Here is a 19,441-nt window from a genome sequence, read left to right as displayed (position 1 = left end):
GGCTCAGCGGGGCGTACGCTCCCCCGCCTCCACCGCGATCGCCAGCACGTTCTCCGGCGGCGGCAGCGGGCACGTGCCGTACTCGGTGAACGCGCAGGGCATGTTGACGGCGCGGTTGAAGTCGACGACCACCGCGCCGTCGACGCCCGGCTCGGCCACCGACAGCGAGCGGGCCCCGCCGTGCGTCGACACGCCGCTGGTCGCGTCGCGGAACAGCACGGACAGGCTGCCGTCACCGGCGTCCATGGCGGTCAGCGCCAGCGGCGCACCGTCGAGCTCGAAGCGCAGCACACCACGGGCGATCTGGTCATGGGTGAGTCCCGGGATCACCGCGCCGACGGTCACCGGGCGGGGCGTCTCGTAGGCCTCGAAGACCGCGTCCAGCGCCCAGCGCGCGTCGAGGGCGAACATCGGCACGCCGGTGAAGCCGGTCCGGGTGGGCGCCTGCGGGTCGCGCACGCGCAGGGCGTACGCCCCGCCGCGCTGGATGATCTCGACGAGCCGGTCGCCGTGTTCGAGCGTGATGCCCGCGCCGCCCTCGACCGGGCTGAGCACCAGCTCGCCTTCGACGGGTTCACCGGCATGACTGAGCCCGTCGGCGAGTGCGGCCAGCAGCAGCGCGCCGTCGTCGTGCACGCTCCAGCGCCCCGGCACACCGGGCAGCACGACCTCCTCGGCGGGCAGCCAGTGCAGCGCGGTGAGGCTCAGCCAGCCGTGCGGTTCACGCAGCTCCTGCTCACGGGCGGCACGCCAGGCGTCCCACTCCTCGGTCAGCGTCTGGGGGTCGACAACCATGTCAGGCCCTCCTCCTCGGCGACGGCGCTCCCGGCAGCCTGCCACGACGGCAGCGCTCCCGCAAGATCAGCACATGCGCCCAACGGGTTCCCCCGAGTGACCGGACCCACCTCAACCGAACCGGCCGACCGGACACGGCTCGCACTCACCTGCCGCAACCCACCTGCCGCAACTCGTAAAGAGTCGCGGGGTCGTCCCGGCCTCGTGGCCGCGAGTGCTCAAGAGTTGCGGCGGGTGGGGGTCGGGGCGGGTTGGTCAGGGGGTGATGGGCAGGCCCGCGGTCTGCCAGGCGGCGAAGCCGCCCGCGAGGTCGGTGGCCCGGTGCAGGCCGAGGTCCTGCAGCGCCGCCGCCGCCAGCGAGGACGTGTAGCCCTCCTGGCAGAAGACCACGACCGGCAGGTCGTAGCGCCCGGCCACCGGCAGCCGGGCGTCGCTGCGCGGGTCGAACCGCCATTCGAGGACGTTGCGCTCGACGATCAGCGCGCCGGGGATGCCGCCGTGCGCGGCACGCTGCGCGGCGGGCCGGATGTCCACCAGCAGCGCCCCGTCCCCCTGGGCAGCCGCGGCCTGCGCCGCGTCGAGGCGGGTCAGCCGCGAGCGGGCCTCGGCGAGGATCTCGTCGATGCCGCGCGAGCCGGCGGGCGCGATCGAATCGGTCTGCACGCTCACCACTGTGCCCCCGCCCGGTCGACGGCCGCCACCAGCAACCGTCCATGCTGGAACCGGTAGCGGGTCATGGTCGTCAGCTCGGGCCCGTACACGTGCACGCTGACGGCGGGCTCCGGACCGGCGTTGACGATCTGGTGCACATGGTGCTCGCCGAACTGGCGGGCCGCCCCCGCGCTCAGCACGCGGCCGGTGAGCGCGGCGGAGCCGTCGGGCCCGGTCACGGTGCGCTCGGTCAGCCTGCCTGCGACCACCACGAACGCGCCCGCGCTGCCGCCGTGGTCGTGCAGGTCGGTCTCCTGGCCGGGCAGCCAGGTCAGCAGCCACGCCTCGACACCGGAGCCGGCGAGCAGCCGGTGGTACCAGCGCTGCACCGGGTCGAACCGCGGCGCGACGGGCCAGTCGGCGGGGTTGTCGGCCAGGCGGCGGGCCGTGCTCAGATGGTCGGCCCGGACCCCGGTGGCGACGATCATTTCAGATCACCTGCTTTTCCTAGCGGCTTTGTAGGAATTACACCACCAGGTCGGGCCGGGCACAACAGGAAACGCCGATCCGGATCGTGGCGTGTGCCACGAACCGGACCGGCGTACGACGGAAAGGGGTTGCGAAGCGGGCAGGAGTGGGCCGACCGGATCGCCGCCGACCGCGCCGTGGCATACCGGATCAGTTTCGACCCACAGCGGCAGTGCTGGTATCTGCCCGCGTCCTGGCAGTACCCGCCCGCACCCACCATCGGCCTCGCGGTGCCCTGGCCTCGGGGTGTGTCGGCGTGGACGCCAACGACGACCACCTGGCCGCCTGGCACCTGGACGTGCACGGCAACCCGACCGGTGCGCCGCGCCGGTTCGGCTACCACCTGTCCGGCACCGCCGCCCACCGCGACGCGCAGGTCCGCCATGCCCTCACCCGGCTACTGCACTGGGCCAAAACCAGCGGCGTGAAAGCGATCGCGGTCGAAGACCTCGACTTCGCTACTGAGAAGACCCGCGAGAAGCACGGCCGTAGGAAGCGGTTCCGCCAGCTCATCTCGCGTTTCCCGACCGGCCGGCTGCGGGCCAGGCTCGTATCGATGGCCGACCAGACCGGCATCACCATCGTGGCCGTCGACGCCGCCTACACCTCCAAGTGGGGCGCCGAACACTGGCACAAGCCCCTCGACACCCCCACCAGGAAGATCACCCGGCACGACGCCGCGAGCATCGTGATCGCAAGACGCGCCCAGGGACGCAAGGCCCGGCGACGGACGTCACCGCCCCCACCCGACCGGAGCGATCGGGTGGGGCATCGGAGCGCCCAGGCCAGGCCAAGCGTCGCTGGGCGTGAGGGACCCCGCCGCCGCATTCCCGGACCGCGCACACGATGCCCGTCGCCGGACTGCGACCCGAACGCGGGCGACCAGTGTGCTCAACACCGTTCGGGGCACACGACTGAGCATGTGCAACTCATGCACAGTCAGTAGGAACGGTCAGTCCTTGGCGAGCGACCGGGCGATCACCATACGCTGGATCTGGTTGGTGCCCTCGACGATCTGCAGCACCTTGGCCTCGCGGAAGTAGCGCTCGACCGGGTGGTCGGCCACGTAGCCGGCCCCGCCGAGCACCTGCACCGCGTCGGTCGCGACCTGCATGGCCATGTCGGTGGCGAACAGCTTGGTCTTGGCCGCCTCGATCGAGTACGGCAGACCCGCGTCGCGCAGCCGGGCCGCGTGCAGCATCAGCGCCCGCGCCGCGGAGATCTGCGTGGCCGAGTCGGCCAGCATGAAGCCCAGGCCCTGCAGGTCGATGATCGGCTTGCCGAACTGCACCCGCTCCCGGGCGTAGTTGACGGCATAGTCCAGCGCACCCTGGGCCAGGCCGATCGCGCACGCGGCGATGCCCAGGCGGCCCGAGTCCAGCGCGCCCATCGCGATCCGGAAACCCTCGCCCTCGCCGCCGACGAGCCGCTCGGCGGGCACCACCGCGTCGTCGAACGCGATCTGGGCGACCGGCGACGAGCGCAGGCCCATGGTCTTCTCCCGGGTCTGCGGGTGCAGGCCGGGCGTGTCCGCCGGAGCCAGCAGGCAGGAGATGCCCTTCGGGCCGGGGCCGCCGGTGCGGCAGAAGACGTTGTAGAAGTCGGCCACGCCCGCGTGGGTGATCCACGCCTTGGTCCCGCTCACCCGGTAGGCGTCGCCGTCGCGCGTCGCCTTCGTGGTCAGGTTCGCCGCGTCGGACCCGCCGGCGGGCTCGGACAGGCAGTACGCGCCGAGCAGCTCGCCGCCGATCAGGTCGGGCAGCCAGCGCTCGCGCTGCGCCGCGGTGCCGTGGTGGGCCAGCGGGTAGCAGGCCAGGGTGTGCACGCTGACCGTCTCCGCGATGCCGACCCAGCGGCTGGCGAGGATCTCCAGCACCTGCAGGTAGACCTCGTACGGCTGCTCCGCACCGCCGTACTCGGCGGAGTAGGGCAGGCCGAGCAGGCCGGAGCGGCCCAGGGTGCGGATCAGCTCGCGGGGGAACTCCCCGCGCGCCTCGAAGTCGTCGGCGTGCGGCGCGAGCTCCTTGTCCGCGATCTCGCGGGTGAGTTCGAGCAGGTCGTGTGCTTCGGGGGTGGGAAGCAGTCGGGTAACGCTGGGCATGACGCCAGCTTAACGGTCGTTAGGTGAGTCTGCCCGGTCGGATCATGCCCACCCCACGCGGTGATCGCCAGCAGGCCACTCAGGTAACTGCGCGAGAGACCGCGAACAGCCGGAAGTCCTCCACCGGGGTGCGCCGCAGCTCCCCCCGCCACACCGCGGGCAGGACCCGCCACAGCGACACCAGGTATGCCGGTACACCGAACGCCAGCGCCGTGCCGGCGAACCACAACAACGCCAGTCTGCCCACGCGCGGCACGGTAGCCGTCCGGCACCGCCCTGTCAGCCCACCGCCGACCGCGAAAGGGCCTGCGCTCGGCACCGTTTCCGACCAGACCGGGCCGGGAAAGGACATAGTGGAGGTGAACGCAGCGCAGGGAGGCGGGCCATGAGTGTCGGGCTGACCGGGCCGATCGTGGTGGGCGTGGACGGTTCGCCGGCCGCCGCGACCGCGCTGCGCTGGGCGGCCGACGAGGCCGCGCTGCGCGAGCTGCCTCTGAAGATCGTCTACGTGAGCGAGGACCCCGGGCCGCGGCTCGGTGACGGCGTCGCGGAGGCGGCGCTGTCCTCGGCCGGCCACTCGGTGACCGAGCACGCGATGACCGCGGTCCGCGCGATGCGGCCGGACATCACGCTCACCAGCGAGGTGCTGCGCGACGACCCGGCGCACGGACTGATCAGGGAGTCGGAGTCCGCGGCCCTGGTGGTCGTCGGCAGCCGGGGGCACGGCGGCTTCCACGACCTGATGCTCGGCTCGACGAGCCTGCAGGTGTCGATGCACGCCCGGTCCGCGGTCGCCGTGGTGCGCCCGCCGGCCGCTCCGGAGCAGGCGGGCATCGGCGCGGTGGGCCGGATCGTGGTCGGCGTCGACGGCTCGCCGCAGTCGGGCGCCGCGCTGGCGTTCGCCTTCGACGAGGCCGGCCGGCGCGGCTGCGGTATCACCGCGGTGCACGCCTGGCTGGGACCGATCACGACCGGCGCGGCAGGCATGCCGTTCGTGTACGACGTCGACACGCTGCGCGAGCAGGAGGAGTCGGTGCTGGCCACGGCCGTGGCGGGCTGGCACGACCGCTACCCGCACGTCGAACTGGAGCGCATCACCATGGAGTCCTCCGCCGCGGCCGCGCTGACCGAGCAGTCCATGGGCGCCCAGCTGGTGGTGGTCGGCTGCCGGGGCCTGGGCGGGTTCACCGGCCTGCTGCTGGGCTCGGTCAGCCAGGCGCTGATCCACCATGCGGGGTGCCCGGTGGTGGTCGCGCACCTCCGGGGCGAGGCCGGAAAATAATCGGAGCAAGGGTTGACATGCCGGATATGCCGGTCTAACGTGAGAAGTGAAGCCCGACCGATCTCATAAGTGAGATAAGCCGGGCTTCCCGCATGTCCGGGGCAGGTCCGGGCTCAGTCGCCCGGCTGCGACGGTTTGGTGGCCAGCGGTAGCACATACCAGAGCAGGATGTAGATCAGGGCCATGCCGCCGCCCAGGAAGCCCGCCCAGCGCACCCCCGCCACCACGTCCACCACCAGGTAGATCGCCAGCACGATCGCGGTCATCTCGAAGAACAGGCCGAACTGCGCCAGCACGTGCGCGGTGCGCACGATCTGCGGCTTGCGCCCCTCCCGGAACGACAGCCGGTGGTAGCTGACCGGCGCGATGAGCAGGGCCGCGGCGAGCGCGCTGCAGACGAAAGTGACCACGTACAGCACCCGCTCGGTGCCGTTGATCTTCTCGAAGCCCACCGAGAACGGCAGCGTCAGCAGGAACGCGAACAGGATCTGCACGCCGGTCTGCGCGACCCGCAGCTCCTGCAGCAGCTCCGAGTAGTTGCGGTTCCAGCGCTCGTCGGGTTCCTCCCCCGACTCCTGCCGCCTGTCGCCGTCGATGTCCGTCACTGTGGTCCTCCGCATTGCCAGCCTATGCCCGGCAGGGCGGAGGTCATGCCGACTCCGGCGGGCGGGGTTTACCCGGCGTTCTCCGCCAGCGCGTCGACCAGCCGGCGGCACGGGCTCGCCAGGTTCCACCGCTCGGCCAGCGCCAGCAGCCGGTCCGGGTCGCGCGGCGCCGCGGGCAGGGTCAGGTCGTGCTCGGGCAGCTTCAGATCGGTGGCCACCCGCACCACCTTCGGCGCGACGGCCAGGTAGCCGGCGGCCGCCTCCAGCTTGGTGCGCAGACCCGGCGCGAAGTCGGCCGACGGGTCGGCCACCGCCGCGACGATCGCGTCCAGGCTGCCGTAGCGCTCGATCAGCCGGGCGGCGGTCTTCTCCCCCACGCCCGCCACGCCGGGCAGGCCGTCGCTCGGGTCGCCGCGCAGCGCCGCGAAGTCGGCGTAGCCGCCCGCCGGGACGCCGTACTTGGCCAGCACCGCGGCCTCGTCGCAGTCCTCCAGCTTGGCCACGCCGCGCCCGACGTAGAGCAGCCGCACCCCGCGCTCGTCGTCGACGAGCTGGAACAGGTCGCGGTCGCCGGAGACCACCTCGACCGGCGCGGCCTGGGTCGCGGCGAGCGTGCCGAGCACGTCGTCGGCCTCGTTGCCGTCCACTCCGTAGGCGACGATGCCGAACGCGTCGAGCACCTCCAGCAGCAGGTCGACCTGCGGCACCAGCTCGTCGGGCACCTCCTCGCCGCCCGCGGGGGCCACCCGGTGCGTCTTGTAGGTGCTGATCAGCGCCACCCGCCAGGCCGGCCGCCAGTCGTAGTCCAGCGCGCACACGAGCCGGCCGGGCCGGCGGCCCTTCACCAGCGTGGTGACCATGTCGAGGAAGCCGCGCACCGCGTTGACCGGGGTGCCGTCCGGGGCCATCGCCGCTTTGGCGGGCACACCGTGGAAGGCGCGGAAGTACAGGCTCGGCGCGTCGATGGCGAGCAGGGGTGCGGTCATGCCTGACAGCCTGCCACAAGGCCCGGACACCCACCGCGCACGCGGCCGCGGGACCGCCCCACCGGAAGACGGCGGCAGCCCGCCCGGGCCACCGCGGCGGCACGGACGGGCTGCGAGGTCAGCCGACGGGTCGGGCGGTCACTTGCCCCGCGGGGTGAACGCGGTGGGGCGGCGCACCGTGCCGCGCTGCGTGCCGATGGCGGCCTCCTCGCGGGCGGCCTGGACCCGGTCGAGGTATTCGCGGGCGGCCAGGTCCTCCGGGGTGGCGGCCGCGCCGATCGCGAAGACCAGGCCGCCGATCACCAGCAGCACCAGCACGCCGATCGGCACCAGCAGGTTCGCCGCGGACGCGCCGCCGACACCGCTGCCGAGCGTCGGCGCGGTCAACCGCACCGACATCGCGGCCATGCCGGTGTAGTGCATGCCGCACACCGCGACGCCCATGAGCAGCGCCGCGCCCGCGATGGCCAGCGGCTTGGACAGCACGACCGTGAACCACAGCGCCACGGTCGCGGCCACGACCGCGATCACCACCGATGCGGCGACCAGGCCGGTGTCGTAGGCCACGTCGCCGTCCAGCCGCATCGCGAACATGCCCAGATAGTGCATGCCGGCTACGCCGACACCCGTGAAGATGCCGCCGACCACGATCCGGCCGACGTTCGGCCGCCCGAAGCCCACGATCCACAGGCCGAGGCCGACGACCACGATCGCGACCAGCGCGCTCACCGCGGTGCGCGGGATGTCGTAGCGGATCTGCGCACCCGTCACGCTGAAGCCGAGCATGGCCATGAAGTGCATGGCCCAGATCGCCGTGCCGCCCAGCGCCCATGCGGCGAGCACGATCCACCAGAAACGCTGCTTGCCGGTGGTCGCGGTGCGCATGCGGGCCGTGCAGACCAGGCCCAGCGTCGAGCCGAGGATGGACAGCGCGTACGCCACACCGGGCGTGACGAGTCCGTGGGTGAAGTGATGCACGTCGGCCATGGCGGTCGACCCTTTCGGCTCGTCATACAGTGAGCGGATTTCGCTTTTTTGCATGATTCCGGAAGAGTGTTTGCCCTGGCAACTCGGTCAGACGACCGCAGTATACGCAAGTACCCCTCTATTGACCGCGTCCATCGCCGTCCGCGCGGTCTCACGCAGGGCCAACGGCGCGCCGGTCGCGTCGGCAATCTGACCGAGAAGATCAATGACCTGTCTCGCCCAGCGGACGAAGTCACCGGCCGGCATGTCGCCGTCCAGGCTGTGCCCACTGGCCAGCACCTTTGCCAGCGGCTCGCCCTTGGCCCAGCGGTACATCGGCCACACGAAGCCCAGATCCGGTTCCTTGGTCTGCGTCAGGCCGAGCCGCCGCTCGTCCACGCCCAGCTGGTAGAAGGTGCGCACGGTCGCGTCGACGGCCGAGGCCACCGGGCCGCGCGGCACCGACGCCTGCTCGTCGACGTCCCGGCGGGCCTCGTAGAGCACCACGGAGACGGCCGCGGCCAGCTCGTGCGGCTGCAGGCCCTCCCACACCCCGGTGCGCAGGCACTCGGCCACCAGCAGGTCGGCCTCGGTCCAGATCCGCGCCAGCATCCGGCCGGGCGCGGTCACCTCGCCGTCAGGACCCAGGTAGCCGCGCTCGGTGAGCAGCTCGCAGATGCGGTCGAAGACGCGTGCCAGTGACCCGGTGCGGTTGCTCACCTTGTCGCGCAGGTTCTCCGTGTCCCGGAACAGCCGCTGCCGGCGCTCGGCCCACCGGGCGTGGTCCTCGCGCTCCGGGCAGGCGTGGCACGGGTGCGCCCGCATCGCCTTGCGCAGCGCCAGCAGCTCCCGGTCCTCGTGACTGCCGTTGCCGCCGCGGCGGCGCCGCCCGGCACCCCGGGCCACCTCGAGGTTGCGCAGCGAGGAGGCCAGGTCGCGCCGCTCGGCCGGGGCGCGGTGGTTGAAGTGGCGCGGCACCCGCACCCGGCCCACCACCTCCACCGTCCCGGCGAACTCGCCGGCCGAGATGCGCCCCGCCCAGCGGTCCTCGGTCAGCACCACCGGACGCGGCTCACCGAACCCGCCCACGCCCGGGTCGAGCACGATGGCCAGGCCCGAGTGCTTACCGGACGGGATCTTGATCACGTCACCGACCTTGAGCTGCTCCAGCGACTCGACCGCCGCCGCGCGGCGCTCCTGCTGGCTGTTGCGGGTCAGCTGCTTCTCCCGGTCGGCGATGGCCACCCGCAGCGCGAAGTACTCGGCGAAGTCGCCGTGCTCGCAGGCCAGCTCGGTGTCGTACACCGCCAGCACCTCGTTGTTGCGCTGCACCTGCCGGGCCAGCCCGACCACCGAACGGTCCGCCTGGAACTGCGCGAACGACGACTCCAGCAGGTCGTGGGCACGCGCCGCGCCGACCGAGCCGACCAGGTTCACCGCCATGTTGTACGACGGCCGGAAGCTCGACCGCAGCGGATACGTCCGGGTCGAGGCCAGACCGGCCACGTGGCGCGGATCCACCTCCGGTCCCCAGACGACGACCGCGTGGCCCTCCACGTCGATGCCGCGCCGCCCTGCCCGGCCGGTGAGCTGCGTGTACTCCCCCGGCGTCAGGTCGACGTGGGCCTCGCCGTTGTACTTGACCAGCCGCTCCAGCACCACGCAGCGGGCCGGCATGTTGATGCCCAGCGCCAGCGTCTCCGTGGCGAACACCGCCTTGACCAGGCCGCGGACGAACAGCTCCTCGACGACCTCCTTGAACGCCGGCAGCATGCCCGCGTGGTGGGCCGCCAGGCCCCGCTCCAGCCCGTCCAGCCAGTCCCAGTAGCCCAGCGCGGCCAGGTCCTCGCCGGGGATGTTGGCGATGCGCCGCTCCACCACCTCGCGGATCTCGGCGCGCTCCTCGGGCGAGGTCAGCCGCAGGCCCGACTGCAGGCACTGCTGCACGGCCGCGTCGCAGCCCGCCCGGCTGAACACGAACAGGATCGCCGGCAGCAGCCCCTCGCCGTCGAGCTTGTCGACGATCTCGGGGCGGTTCGGGCCCGGCCCGCGCCGCCCCCGGCCGCCACGCCCGCGGCGCAGGTCCACCGCGTCCATCCGGCGGGCCATCTCCCGGGTCTGGCGCAGCAGCTCAGGGTGCACCTCGTGGGCGCGGGCCGCCTCGGAGTCGTGGAACAGGTCGTACATGCGCTTGCCGACGAGCATGTGCTGCCACAGCGGCACCGGCCGGTGCTCGCTCACCACGACCTCGGTCCGGCCGCGTACGGTGACCAGCCAGTCGGCGAACTCCTCGGCATTGGACACGGTCGCCGACAGCGACACCAGCGTGACCGAGGCGGGCAGGTGGATGATGACCTCCTCCCACACCGCGCCGCGGAACCGGTCGGCCAGGTAGTGCACCTCGTCCATGACCACGTACGACAGTCCGTCCAGCGCGGACGAGCCGACGTAGAGCATGTTGCGCAGCACCTCGGTCGTCATCACGACCACCGGCGCGTCGCCGTTGATGGAGTTGTCCCCGGTCAGCAGGCCGACCTTGTCCGCGCCGTAGCGCTGCACCAGGTCGTGGAACTTCTGGTTGGACAGTGCCTTGATGGGCGTCGTGTAGAAGCACTTGCGACCCTGCTGCAACGCCAGGTGGACGGCGAACTCGCCGACGACGGTCTTGCCCGCGCCGGTGGGCGCGCACACCAGCACGCCGCTGCCGCGCTCCAGCGCCGCGCACGCGGTCCGCTGGAACGGGTCCAGGGCGAAGCTGAGCCCGGCGGCGAACTCGTCGACCAGTGGGGAGGCGGCGGGGGTCTTACGGCCTTCGGAGGTGGTCGCTGGTCGGGCGGTTCCGGCGTCCGACCCGGTGCCGGGTCGCCGCTCGGCGGGGCTCGTCATACCGCAAAGGCTAGGCGAAAGAGGCCAGTCGGCGCAGGTCGGTATCCTGCTGACGTGCCCGAGTCCCCGCCGCAGCCGTATGCCCACCCGGCACGGATCGACGGTCACCGCGCCCTCGACGCCGTGCTCTTCGACTTCCACGGCACCCTGGCCATGACCGTCGACCCCGTGGCCTGGGTCAGCGCGGCGGCCGCCGACTGCGGCGTCACGCTGGACCGCGGCAAGGCCACGGTGCTCGCCGACCGGCTCGCCACGGCGGGCGCGCTGCCGGGCGTGGCGCCCCCGGTGCGGGTGCCGCCGCAGCTCGCCGAGGCGTGGGCCGACCGCGACCTCTACGAGCACGCCCACCGCCAGGCGTACACCGGGCTGGCCGCGACCGTGCCCAACGACGTCCCCGGGCTGCCCGACGCCCTCTACGCCCGGGTGCTGACGCCCGCCGGCTGGACGCCCTACCCCGATGTGATGAACACGCTGACGACACTGCGGGCCGCCGGGGTGCGCACCGCGCTGGTCAGCAACATCGGCTTCGACCTGCGCCCGCTGCTGGACGCCTGGGGGCTGACCGCGCTGTTCGACACGCTCGTGCTGTCCTACGAGGTGGGCTGCATCAAGCCCGATCCCAAGATCTTCCTGAGGGCCTGCGGCCTGCTGTCGGTCGACCCCGAGCGCGTCCTCATGATCGGCGACACCCCCGCCGACGCCGGCGCGGTCAACGCCGGCTGCGCCGCCCTGGTCGTGCCGGCCGCCTCCCCCGGCCGCCCCAACGGCCTCCACCGCGCCGTCTCCCTCGCCCTCCCCTAACCCCCGCCCCGCCCTGCCGGGCCGCCGGGCCGCCCCGCCCCGCGCGGCCGGTGGATCTCGCGGTGAATTGCCTGATTCGGGTCGGTTGAGGGCTTCAGGCGCGAAGAATGGTGCCATGCGTGTGGTGGTGGATCTGACCAAATGTCAGGGGTATGCGCAGTGCGCGTTTCTGGCTCCTGAGGCGTTCCGGATGGTCGGCGACGAGGCCCTCATGTTCGACCCGGCGCCGTCCGAAGATCAACGGGTGAAGGTGTTGCGGGCCGCGGCGGCCTGCCCGGTGCAGGCGCTCCAGGTCGACATGGCCGACCTGCCGCATCCGCCGCCCGAGGAGACGGTCGTGGCGGCCAAGGGCGACCGCCTGCGCCGGGACGGGCGCATCGTCGTCGTCGGGGCGTCCCTGGCCGGGCTGAAGGCCGCCGAGCAGCTGCGCGCCGAGGGCTTCACCGGGACGCTCACCGTGATCGGCGACGAGCCGGAGGAGCCCTACGACCGGCCGCCGCTGTCCAAGCAGGTGCAGACCGGCTTCGTCGCCTCGGCGGACACCACGCTCCCGCGGCGGCGCGACATCGACGCCGAATGGAAGCTCGGGGTCGCCGCCACCGGCCTGGACCTGGAGCGCAAGCGTGTCGTGCTGGCCGACGGGCAGGAGGTCGAGTTCGACCGGCTGCTCGTCACCACCGGGGTGCGCGCCCGGCCGTGGCCGGTGCCGGAGGAGGCCGCGCTGGACGGCGTGTTCACCATCCGCACCCGCGGCGACGCCGCCGGGCTGCGCGAGCGGCTGCTGGCGCACCCGAAGCGGGTGCTGGTCATCGGGTCCGGGTTCACCGGCTCCGAGATGGCGTCGGTCTGCATCGAGCTGGGCATCCCGGTCACCGTCGCCGAGGCCGGGCCGGGGCCGCTGTCGGGGGCGCTGGGCGGGGTCATGGGCCGGATCTCGGCGGGCATCATGCGCGAGCACGGCGTGGATCTGCGTACCCACACGAAGGTCAACTCGCTGCAGGGCGAGGACGGCAAGGTGCGCCGGGCGGTGCTGTCCGACGGCACCACGATCGAGGTGGACGTGGTCGTGGTCGCCCTGGGCGGCATCCGCAACGTGGAGTGGCTGGAGAGCTCCGGGCTCGCCGTGGGTGTATGGGGCCTGGCCTGCGACGCCGGCTGCCGCGCGTTCACCGCCGCGGGCCTGGTCACCGACGACGTCTTCGTCGCCGGGGACGTGGCCCGCCAGCCGCAGCCGATGTTCGGCTACCAGTTCCTGGCGATGGAGCACTGGGGCAACGCGGTCACCCAGGCCGAGGTCGCCGCGCACAACATGGTCAGCAGCGAGACCGACCGCTGGCCGCACCTGGAGATGCCCGCGTTCTGGTCGCTGCAGTTCGGCCACAACATCAAGTCGGTGGGCGTGCCGCCGATCGCCGACCAGATCGCGATCACGCAGGGGTCCGTGGAGAGCCGGCAGTTCGTCGCCGCGTACGGCTACAAGGGCCGGGTCGTCGGCGCGGTCAGCTGGAACCAGGGCAAGTGGCTGGACTTCTACCAGCAGCTGATCGAGCAGGCGGCGCCGTTCCCGCTGCCGTACGACATGACCAACCCGCCGCCGGACCGGGTGCCGGTGCCGGCGGAGTTCCCCGATCGGGTGCTGTACGGCCGCGACGCCACCGTCGTGGTCACCGGCCACGATCCGAGCGAGCGCCGCGCAGTCCTGGTCCGCCCGTCCCGGCGCCGCTGAGGAGACGTCAGGTGTCAGAGCCCAGCCTGTTCCAGGAGATCACCGACTTCGGCAACCGGGCCAACCCGTGGCCGCTGTACGAGAAGCTGCGCAGCCAGCCGGTGTGGCAGGAGGCCGACGGCAGCTTCGTGGTGAGCACGTTCCGGGAGATCTACTCGCTGCTGCACGACCCGCGCGTCAGTTCCGACCCGGCGAACCTGCTCCCGGAGTACGCCGACAAGGCCGGTCCGCTGGCCCAGGCGGGCAGCAGCCTGCCGCCCAGCTTCATCCGCACCGACCCGCCGCGCCACGACACGCTGCGCCGCATCGCGATGCGCCAGTTCGGCCCGCCGCACCGGCCGGACCGCATCGACAAGCTGACGCCCCTGCTGGAGGACGTCGTCACCCGGCTCATCGACGGTCTCGCCGACCGGCAGCAGTGCGACCTGGTCGACGACGTCGCGTACCCGTTTCCCGTCGCCGCGATCACGGGCCTGCTCGGGGTGCCGCCGGAGGACGAGCCGCGCTTCAGCCAGTGGGTCGGGCCGATCGTGGACTCCACCGGCAAGGACTCCCCCGAGGTGGCCCAGCAGCGCACCGACGCCTTCCAGCAGCTGGGCATGTACATGTTCCAGCTGGCGCAGAGCAAGCGGGCGAACCCGGGCGACGACATGCTGTCCGGCTTCGTCACCGACGACGGCCCGGACGGGCGGCTGGAGGGCGGTGACCTGTTCTCGGCGCTGATCCTGCTGCTCATCGCCGGCCACGAGACCACGGTGAACCTGATCGCCAACGGCTGGCTGACCCTGCTGCGCCACCCGGAGGCGCTGGCGCGGCTGCGCACCGAGCCGGACTACGCCATCCGGATGGTCGAGGAGCTGCTGCGCTATGAGGGCTCGGTGCACTTCCTGCCCAACCGCACCGCGGTCGCCGACATCGAGATCGCCGGCACGACGATCCGCAAGGGCCACCCGATCGTGCTGGTCCTGGCGTCGGGTAACCGGGACACCGACTGCATCCCGCACGCGGACCGGTTCGACCCGGACCGGCCCGACAACGTGCACCTGGCCTTCGGCAACGGCGTCCACTACTGCTTCGGCGCGCCGCTGGCCCGGCTGGAGGCCCAGCTCGCGCTGACCCAGCTGGCCAAGCGCCTGCAGAACCCGCGCCTGGTGGCCGACCCGCCGCCGTACCGCCCCAGCCCCGTGCTCCGGGGCCCGATCCACCTCCCGGTGGCCTACGACGGCGTCCTCCCCGCCTGACGCCGAAGGAAGGGCACCTTCACCTCGCTATGCGTCGTGGACGGTGCCCTTCCCGTCGCGCTGCGATAACGCGGTCAGCCGAGCAGGTGGACCGCCTGCGGGACGGCGGTGATGGTCACCGGCAGCGGGCCGATGCGCTCGCCGTCGGCGTAGCAGACGATGCCCTCGGCGGCGAGCGTGATCTCGCGGGCCCGAAGCGAGCGCACCTTCGGGTGAGTGATGTGGGTGCCCTGGTAGACGCGCGGTTTGATGCGGATCAGGGTGGCCCGGGAGACCGGCTCGGCCCAGACCATGTCGAGCAGCCCGTCGGTGGCGTCGGCGTCGGGGCAGATGCGCATGCCGCCGCCGTACGCCGCGGTGTTGCCGACGGCCAGCAGCACCGCGTCGAGCACGCTGGTCTGCCCGTCGACGGTCACCGTGTAGCGGCGGGGCCGCAGCCGGACCAGTTCCAGCAGCACCGCGAGGTCGTACCGGATCGGGCCGCGCGGCCAGCGCATGCGGTTGCCGCGCTCGTTGACGATGGCGTCGAACCCGGCCGCGAGCACCGCGCCGTACCAGCGCACCGTCCCGTCGAGGCAGGTGATGCGGGCCAGGTCCAGCGCCCGGGTGCGGCCCTCGCGCAGCGCGGCGGCGATGGCGTCCGCGGCGGCGTACAGGTCGGCGGGCAGCCCGGCGCTGGTGGCGAAGTCGTTGCCGGTGCCGGCGGGGATGACGCCCAGCGGCACCCCGGTGCCCGCGACGGCCTGCTGGGCCAGGTGCACGGTGCCGTCGCCGCCCATCGCGACCAGCGCGCCCGCCCCGGCGGCGACGGCGTCGCGGCAGGCCTGCTCGGCTTCGGCGGCGGTCGGCGCGTCGAGCACGCGAACCGGGCGGCCGGCCGCGCCGAGGCGTTCCAGCACCCCAGGCAGAGAACCCCGGTGCCGGCCTCTGCCGGCGCCGGGGTTCCTCAGCACCACGATCTCGTCCGCACTCATTCCCGCCACTCCTAGCCGCGGGACGAGCTGCCGCGATCAGGTCATGTCGTCGTAGCGTCGCTCGATCGGCTCCGCGGAGGCGACCGGCGCGACCGCTTCGATGCGCTCGCCGGGCGTGATGCTATCGGTGTCGTAGTCGTCGAGAGAAGACGTCTCGTCGTCCTCGAGACCCTCGTAGATCGACTTGCCGCGGTTGCGGCGCTTGTCGTTCAGCATCGACACACCGACGACGATGAAGTACAGCACCGCCATGGCCAGCGCGAGCGCGGTCATGCCGAACGGGTCCGGCGTGGGCGTCACGACGGCGGCGAACAGGAACATCAGGAAGATGGCCACCCGCCACCAGCCGAGCATCCGCTTGCCGGTGAGCACGCCGGCCACGTTGAGCATCAACAGGATCAGCGGGAACTCGAACCCGAAACCGAAGAGCAGCATCACTCCGGTGACGAAGTCGAAATACCCGGTCAGGTCGACGTTGATCTCGTAGCCGTCGGAGATCTGCAGGAAGAACACAAGACTCTTCGTGACGACGAAGAAGGCCAGGAACGCGCCCATCGCGAACAGCGGCACGGCGATGGCCGTGAACAGGTAGCTGTAGCGCTTCTCGTGCTTGTGCAGGCCCGGGGCGATGAACGCCCACAGCTGGTAGAGCCAGATCGGCGACGCGATGATCAGACCCGCGTACAGCCCGATCTTCAGCTGCAGCAGGAACGGGTCGACCGGCGACGTCGAGTTGAACTGGCAGATCGCATCGCCCTTGAAGTTGCAGTAGGGCGCGTTGATGAAGTCCTGGATGGGCTCGGCGAAGTACAGGCCGACCGCCAGACCCGCGAGGATGCCCAGCGAGGCCTTGAACAGCCGGCTGCGCAGCTCCCGGATGTGCTCGATGAGAGTCATCGAGCCGTCCGCAGCGCGCTCACGCTGGGACGGCCCGCGACGTGCCAGGGGGTTCTTCACGTCTTCAGCCCGGGGAGGGGATTCAGGACTGCTGGCGCTGGACCGGGTCCACGACCGGCTTGGCGGAGGCCTGGCCGTCGAGCGGCTGCTGCGCCGTCACCTGGGCGTCGGCCTTCTCAGCGGTCGCGTCCTTGCCGTCCTTGCCGTCCTCGGACAGGGCCTTGGTCTCGGCCTTGAAGATGCGCATCGAGCGACCGAGCGAACGGGCCGCGTCCGGCAGCTTCTTCGAGCCGAAGAGGATCACCAGCACCACGACCACGAGGATGAGGTGCCACGGCTTAAGGGCGCCCATGATTGCTCCAGTCAGAAAGATGAGGGGGTTGAACCAACTTGTTCCGGACTAATGGTACGCGGCCCGGCGGGGTGTGCCCGCAGGTGAAGTGTCGACCATCACCGGAAGCAGCGTCAACGCGATGCGGGAGGTGCTGCAGATTCCTGCAGCAACGCTTGTGACCAGCGACCGGCCACCGGATGAACCGGGATCAACCTCGTTTGATCTTCAGGGAGCCCGTGCTCTCCTTGATCAGATCGATCCGCTCCTGGGTCAGCTCCAGCCGGACGCGCAGCGAGTCGCCGTGCGCCTGCAGCCCCTCGGCGACCTTGACCAGCTCCTGCGCCCGAACGGCGACGAGCTGGAGCTCGGTCGCGGCCTCCTGGAGGCCCGCCAGGCGCCACAGCAGCACGCGCAGCACCAGCCCCAGGAACACCAGGCTCAGCAACACCACCGCCACCACGATCCACGCCACCACGACAGCAGCCTAACGCGTGCGCCGCGCGGCGCGGACCGCCGTGCCGCCGCGGGCTACGCGTACGCCGCGAGCGCCTGCACCGCGCTGTCGCGCACCGCGTCGGCCAGCTCCGCCGGAGCCACCACGACCACCTGCGGCCCGAGCCCGAGCACCAGCCGCCGTGCCCAGTCCATGTCGTTGACGCGCAGCGAGACCAGCCACTCCTCCGGCGTCACCTCGACCACCGACTCGCACGGGTAGTACTCGGTGATCCAGCGACCGCCCCGGCCCACCCGCAGGGTCACCGTCGGCGCGTCCGGGTCGGGCTGGAACACGCCCTCGGCGACGTCACCGGACTGCGCCTCCGCCGGCGGCGCAGCGCGCTCGTCCAGCTCGACCAGTGCGTCGATGCGGTCCACCCGGAACATGCGCACCGCGCCCGCCGAGCGGCACCAGGCCTCCAGGTACGAGCGCCCGGACACCGACAGCAGCCGCATCGGGTCCACGACCCGCTCGCTGGACACGTCCCGCGCCGCCGAGTAGTAGCTCAGCCGCAGCGCGTTGCCGCGCTCCAGCGCCGAGCGCAGGTCGGCCAGCCGGTCGTCGTTGCCGGGCAGCCGCACCGCGACCGGCGCGTCGATCTCGCCCGCGGCCTGCTCGATCTTCGTCAGGGCGCGGTGGATCGCGTCCCGGTCGGCCACGCCCGGCGTCTCGGCCAGCATGCGCAGCGCCACCACCAGCGCCGTCGCCTCGTCGGGCGTGAGCCGCAGCGGCCGGTCGATGCCCGCGTCGTAGGTGATGGTGACCCGGTCCCCGTCGAACGACATGTCGATCAGATCACCCGGGCCGTAGCCCGGCAGGCCGCACACCCACAGCAGTTCCAGGTCCTCGCGCAACTGCCGCTCGGACACGCCCAGGTCGGCGGCGGCCTCGACCAGCTCGATGCCCGGCCGGGCGAGCAGGTAGGGCACCAGGTTCAGCAACCGGGCCAGCCGGTCCGCGGACGTCTTGGCGCTGCTCATGCCGTCTCCTCGCTCCGCTCGTCGGCGGCGTCACGGAGCCTGCTGATTCGCTCGCGAAGCTCGCTCATGCCTTCTCCTCGCTGCGCCCGCAGATTCGCTCGCGAAGCCAGCTCATGAGGCCACCTCCGCCAGCTCGGCGGAGGTGCTCACGCCGGCGATCTCGCGCAGCCGCGCGATGGTCGCCTCGCGCACCTCGGCCGGCTCCAGCACCGTCACGTCCGCGCCGTAGCCGACCAGCCAGGCGGCGAAGCCGTCCGCGTCGGCGTAGCGCAGCTCCAGCACGTCGCCCTCGGGGGTGGCGGTGCAGTTCGCCGCCCACCGGCGCACACCCGCGGCGCGGCCGGGCCGCACCAGCACGCGCGTGGTGCGGTTGCGCTCCACCGGCCCGGACCAGCGAGCCACATAGCTGATGAGGTCGAGGTCGGCCGGCGGCTCGAAGGCGCGCTCCTCGCCGACCTGGCGCACCGGGCCGACGATGCGCGACAGCCGGAAGCAGCGCGGGGCGTCGCGGACGGTGTCGTGGCCGACGACATACCAGCGGCCGCGCCAGCAGACCACACCCCACGGCTGCAGGTACCGGGTGGTCGGCGCGTCGTCCTCGGGCACCCGGTAGGGGAAGGTCACCTCACGGCGGGCCCGGGCCGCCCCGGTCAGCGGCTCGAACGCGGCGTCGACGGCGAGCACCGGCTCGACGCCCAGGGTCGCGTGCGGGTCCACGTCGACCCCGCCGGCGCGCAGCTTGGCCAGACCCGAGGTGGCGGCGGCGGCCAGCCCGGCGTGACGCCACAGCCGGGCCGCGACGCCGACCGCGGCGGCCTCGTCGGGCGCCAGCGGGATCGCCGGCAGCGCGTAGTCGCGCCGGGCGATGCGGTAACCGGGCTCGGTGTCGAAGACACTGGCGGTGCCGGTCTCCAGCGGCACGCCGAGCGCGCGCAGCTCGGCCTTGTCCCGCTCGAACTTGCGCTGGAACGCCTCGTGCTCACGGGCGTCGTCGGCGTTGTGCTCGTATCCGGGCACGGTGGCGGCGATCTGCGCGGCGGTCAGGAAGCGCCGCGTGGACAGCAGACAGATCACAAGGTTGACCAGGCGTTCGGTTCGACTGCGCGACACGTCCGCCACGCTAGCAGCGTGAGCGCTCGGAGCGGTAACCGGCAAGGGCCTGTTCCCCCACCCGCGCACCGGTTGTCCGACA

The 19,441-nt window shown here is 72.3% G+C and carries 20 protein-coding genes; 5 read left to right on the top strand and 15 right to left on the bottom strand.

The window, feature by feature from the left end:
- Window positions 1-3: 3 nt before the first annotated feature.
- The 3 genes from HAV39_RS32470 to HAV39_RS32460 form a co-directional block, all read right to left on the bottom strand.
- On the bottom strand, window positions 4-795 hold the full coding sequence (locus tag HAV39_RS32470; protein WP_191842989.1) for a DUF1684 domain-containing protein: 792 nt from the start codon (window positions 793-795) through the stop codon (window positions 4-6).
- A 255-nt stretch (window positions 796-1,050) separates the two neighbouring features.
- On the bottom strand, window positions 1,051-1,464 hold the full coding sequence (locus tag HAV39_RS32465) for a rhodanese-like domain-containing protein (RefSeq protein ID WP_373311945.1): 414 nt from the start codon (window positions 1,462-1,464) through the stop codon (window positions 1,051-1,053).
- Window positions 1,461-1,934, bottom strand: coding sequence for a cysteine dioxygenase (locus tag HAV39_RS32460; protein ID WP_191842987.1), 474 nt, complete (start codon window positions 1,932-1,934; stop codon window positions 1,461-1,463). The genes HAV39_RS32465 and HAV39_RS32460 overlap by 4 nt, the downstream gene beginning before the upstream one ends.
- A 296-nt stretch (window positions 1,935-2,230) precedes the next feature.
- Between HAV39_RS32460 and HAV39_RS32455 the strand changes: the two genes are divergently transcribed.
- A complete protein-coding gene (locus HAV39_RS32455) occupies window positions 2,231-2,920 on the top strand; it encodes a hypothetical protein (protein ID WP_223124438.1) in 690 nt (229 codons plus the stop codon).
- Window positions 2,921-2,926: 6 nt separating this feature from the next.
- On the opposite strand, the gene HAV39_RS32450 is transcribed toward HAV39_RS32455, so the two are convergent.
- Together HAV39_RS32450 and HAV39_RS32445 are read right to left on the bottom strand one after the other, a co-directional pair.
- Window positions 2,927-4,075: an acyl-CoA dehydrogenase family protein gene (locus HAV39_RS32450; RefSeq protein WP_191842986.1), complete on the bottom strand. Its 1,149-nt coding sequence runs from the start codon at window positions 4,073-4,075 to the stop codon at window positions 2,927-2,929.
- A gap of 79 nt (window positions 4,076-4,154) precedes the next feature.
- A complete protein-coding gene (locus HAV39_RS32445; RefSeq protein WP_191842985.1) occupies window positions 4,155-4,322 on the bottom strand; it encodes a hypothetical protein in 168 nt (55 codons plus the stop codon).
- Between the two features lie 138 nt (window positions 4,323-4,460).
- Here HAV39_RS32445 and HAV39_RS32440 point away from each other — a divergent pair, with 138 nt between their 5' ends.
- A complete protein-coding gene (locus tag HAV39_RS32440; protein WP_191842984.1) occupies window positions 4,461-5,357 on the top strand; it encodes a universal stress protein in 897 nt (298 codons plus the stop codon).
- A gap of 113 nt (window positions 5,358-5,470) precedes the next feature.
- Here HAV39_RS32440 and HAV39_RS32435 read toward each other — a convergent pair whose 3' ends face one another.
- From HAV39_RS32435 to HAV39_RS32420, 4 genes are all read right to left on the bottom strand, one after another.
- Complete coding sequence (locus tag HAV39_RS32435) at window positions 5,471-5,962, bottom strand: DUF6328 family protein (protein WP_239120999.1); 492 nt, start codon at window positions 5,960-5,962, stop codon at window positions 5,471-5,473.
- Between the two features lie 68 nt (window positions 5,963-6,030).
- Window positions 6,031-6,948, bottom strand: coding sequence for a 5'-3' exonuclease (locus HAV39_RS32430; protein WP_191842982.1), 918 nt, complete (start codon window positions 6,946-6,948; stop codon window positions 6,031-6,033).
- A gap of 138 nt (window positions 6,949-7,086) precedes the next feature.
- The gene (locus tag HAV39_RS32425; protein WP_191842981.1) at window positions 7,087-7,935 is read right to left on the bottom strand and encodes an MHYT domain-containing protein; all 849 of its coding nucleotides are present in this window, start codon (window positions 7,933-7,935) and stop codon (window positions 7,087-7,089) included.
- An 87-nt stretch (window positions 7,936-8,022) separates the two neighbouring features.
- Window positions 8,023-10,800 (bottom strand): DEAD/DEAH box helicase, encoded by a 2,778-nt coding sequence (locus tag HAV39_RS32420; protein WP_191842980.1) that lies wholly within the window; start codon window positions 10,798-10,800, stop codon window positions 8,023-8,025.
- Between the two features lie 54 nt (window positions 10,801-10,854).
- Between HAV39_RS32420 and HAV39_RS32415 the strand changes: the two genes are divergently transcribed.
- From HAV39_RS32415 to HAV39_RS32405, 3 genes are all read left to right on the top strand, one after another.
- On the top strand, window positions 10,855-11,601 hold the full coding sequence (locus HAV39_RS32415; RefSeq protein ID WP_239121000.1) for an HAD family hydrolase: 747 nt from the start codon (window positions 10,855-10,857) through the stop codon (window positions 11,599-11,601).
- Between the two features lie 115 nt (window positions 11,602-11,716).
- Window positions 11,717-13,327, top strand: coding sequence for an FAD-dependent oxidoreductase (locus HAV39_RS32410; RefSeq protein ID WP_191842979.1), 1,611 nt, complete (start codon window positions 11,717-11,719; stop codon window positions 13,325-13,327).
- 11 nt (window positions 13,328-13,338) lie between these two features.
- Complete coding sequence (locus HAV39_RS32405; protein WP_191842978.1) at window positions 13,339-14,568, top strand: cytochrome P450; 1,230 nt, start codon at window positions 13,339-13,341, stop codon at window positions 14,566-14,568.
- 74 nt (window positions 14,569-14,642) lie between these two features.
- Here the strand turns inward: HAV39_RS32405 and HAV39_RS32400 are convergent, their stop codons facing one another.
- From HAV39_RS32400 to HAV39_RS32375, 6 genes are all read right to left on the bottom strand, one after another.
- The gene (locus tag HAV39_RS32400; RefSeq protein ID WP_191842977.1) at window positions 14,643-15,542 is read right to left on the bottom strand and encodes a YegS/Rv2252/BmrU family lipid kinase; all 900 of its coding nucleotides are present in this window, start codon (window positions 15,540-15,542) and stop codon (window positions 14,643-14,645) included.
- A gap of 36 nt (window positions 15,543-15,578) precedes the next feature.
- Complete coding sequence (gene tatC, locus HAV39_RS32395) at window positions 15,579-16,439, bottom strand: twin-arginine translocase subunit TatC (RefSeq protein WP_373311907.1); 861 nt, start codon at window positions 16,437-16,439, stop codon at window positions 15,579-15,581.
- Between the two features lie 82 nt (window positions 16,440-16,521).
- Window positions 16,522-16,791 carry a Sec-independent protein translocase subunit TatA gene (gene tatA / locus HAV39_RS32390; protein ID WP_120315579.1) on the bottom strand — a complete coding sequence of 90 codons (270 nt, stop codon included), beginning with the start codon at window positions 16,789-16,791 and terminating at the stop codon, window positions 16,522-16,524.
- 190 nt (window positions 16,792-16,981) lie between these two features.
- Entirely contained in the window at window positions 16,982-17,248 is a 267-nt protein-coding gene (locus tag HAV39_RS32385) for a hypothetical protein (RefSeq protein ID WP_191842975.1), read from the bottom strand.
- A gap of 53 nt (window positions 17,249-17,301) precedes the next feature.
- Window positions 17,302-18,249: a helix-turn-helix transcriptional regulator gene (locus HAV39_RS32380; protein ID WP_191842974.1), complete on the bottom strand. Its 948-nt coding sequence runs from the start codon at window positions 18,247-18,249 to the stop codon at window positions 17,302-17,304.
- A gap of 111 nt (window positions 18,250-18,360) precedes the next feature.
- The gene (locus tag HAV39_RS32375; RefSeq protein ID WP_191842973.1) at window positions 18,361-19,359 is read right to left on the bottom strand and encodes a helix-turn-helix transcriptional regulator; all 999 of its coding nucleotides are present in this window, start codon (window positions 19,357-19,359) and stop codon (window positions 18,361-18,363) included.
- Window positions 19,360-19,441 lie beyond the last annotated feature (82 nt).

Origin of the sequence: Catellatospora chokoriensis (assembly GCF_011297315.1) — a bacterium.
GTDB lineage: Bacteria > Actinomycetota > Actinomycetes > Mycobacteriales > Micromonosporaceae > Catellatospora > Catellatospora citrea.
Note: the sequence above shows the minus strand (reverse complement) of the source record. Positions and strands in the feature narration are given on the sequence as shown.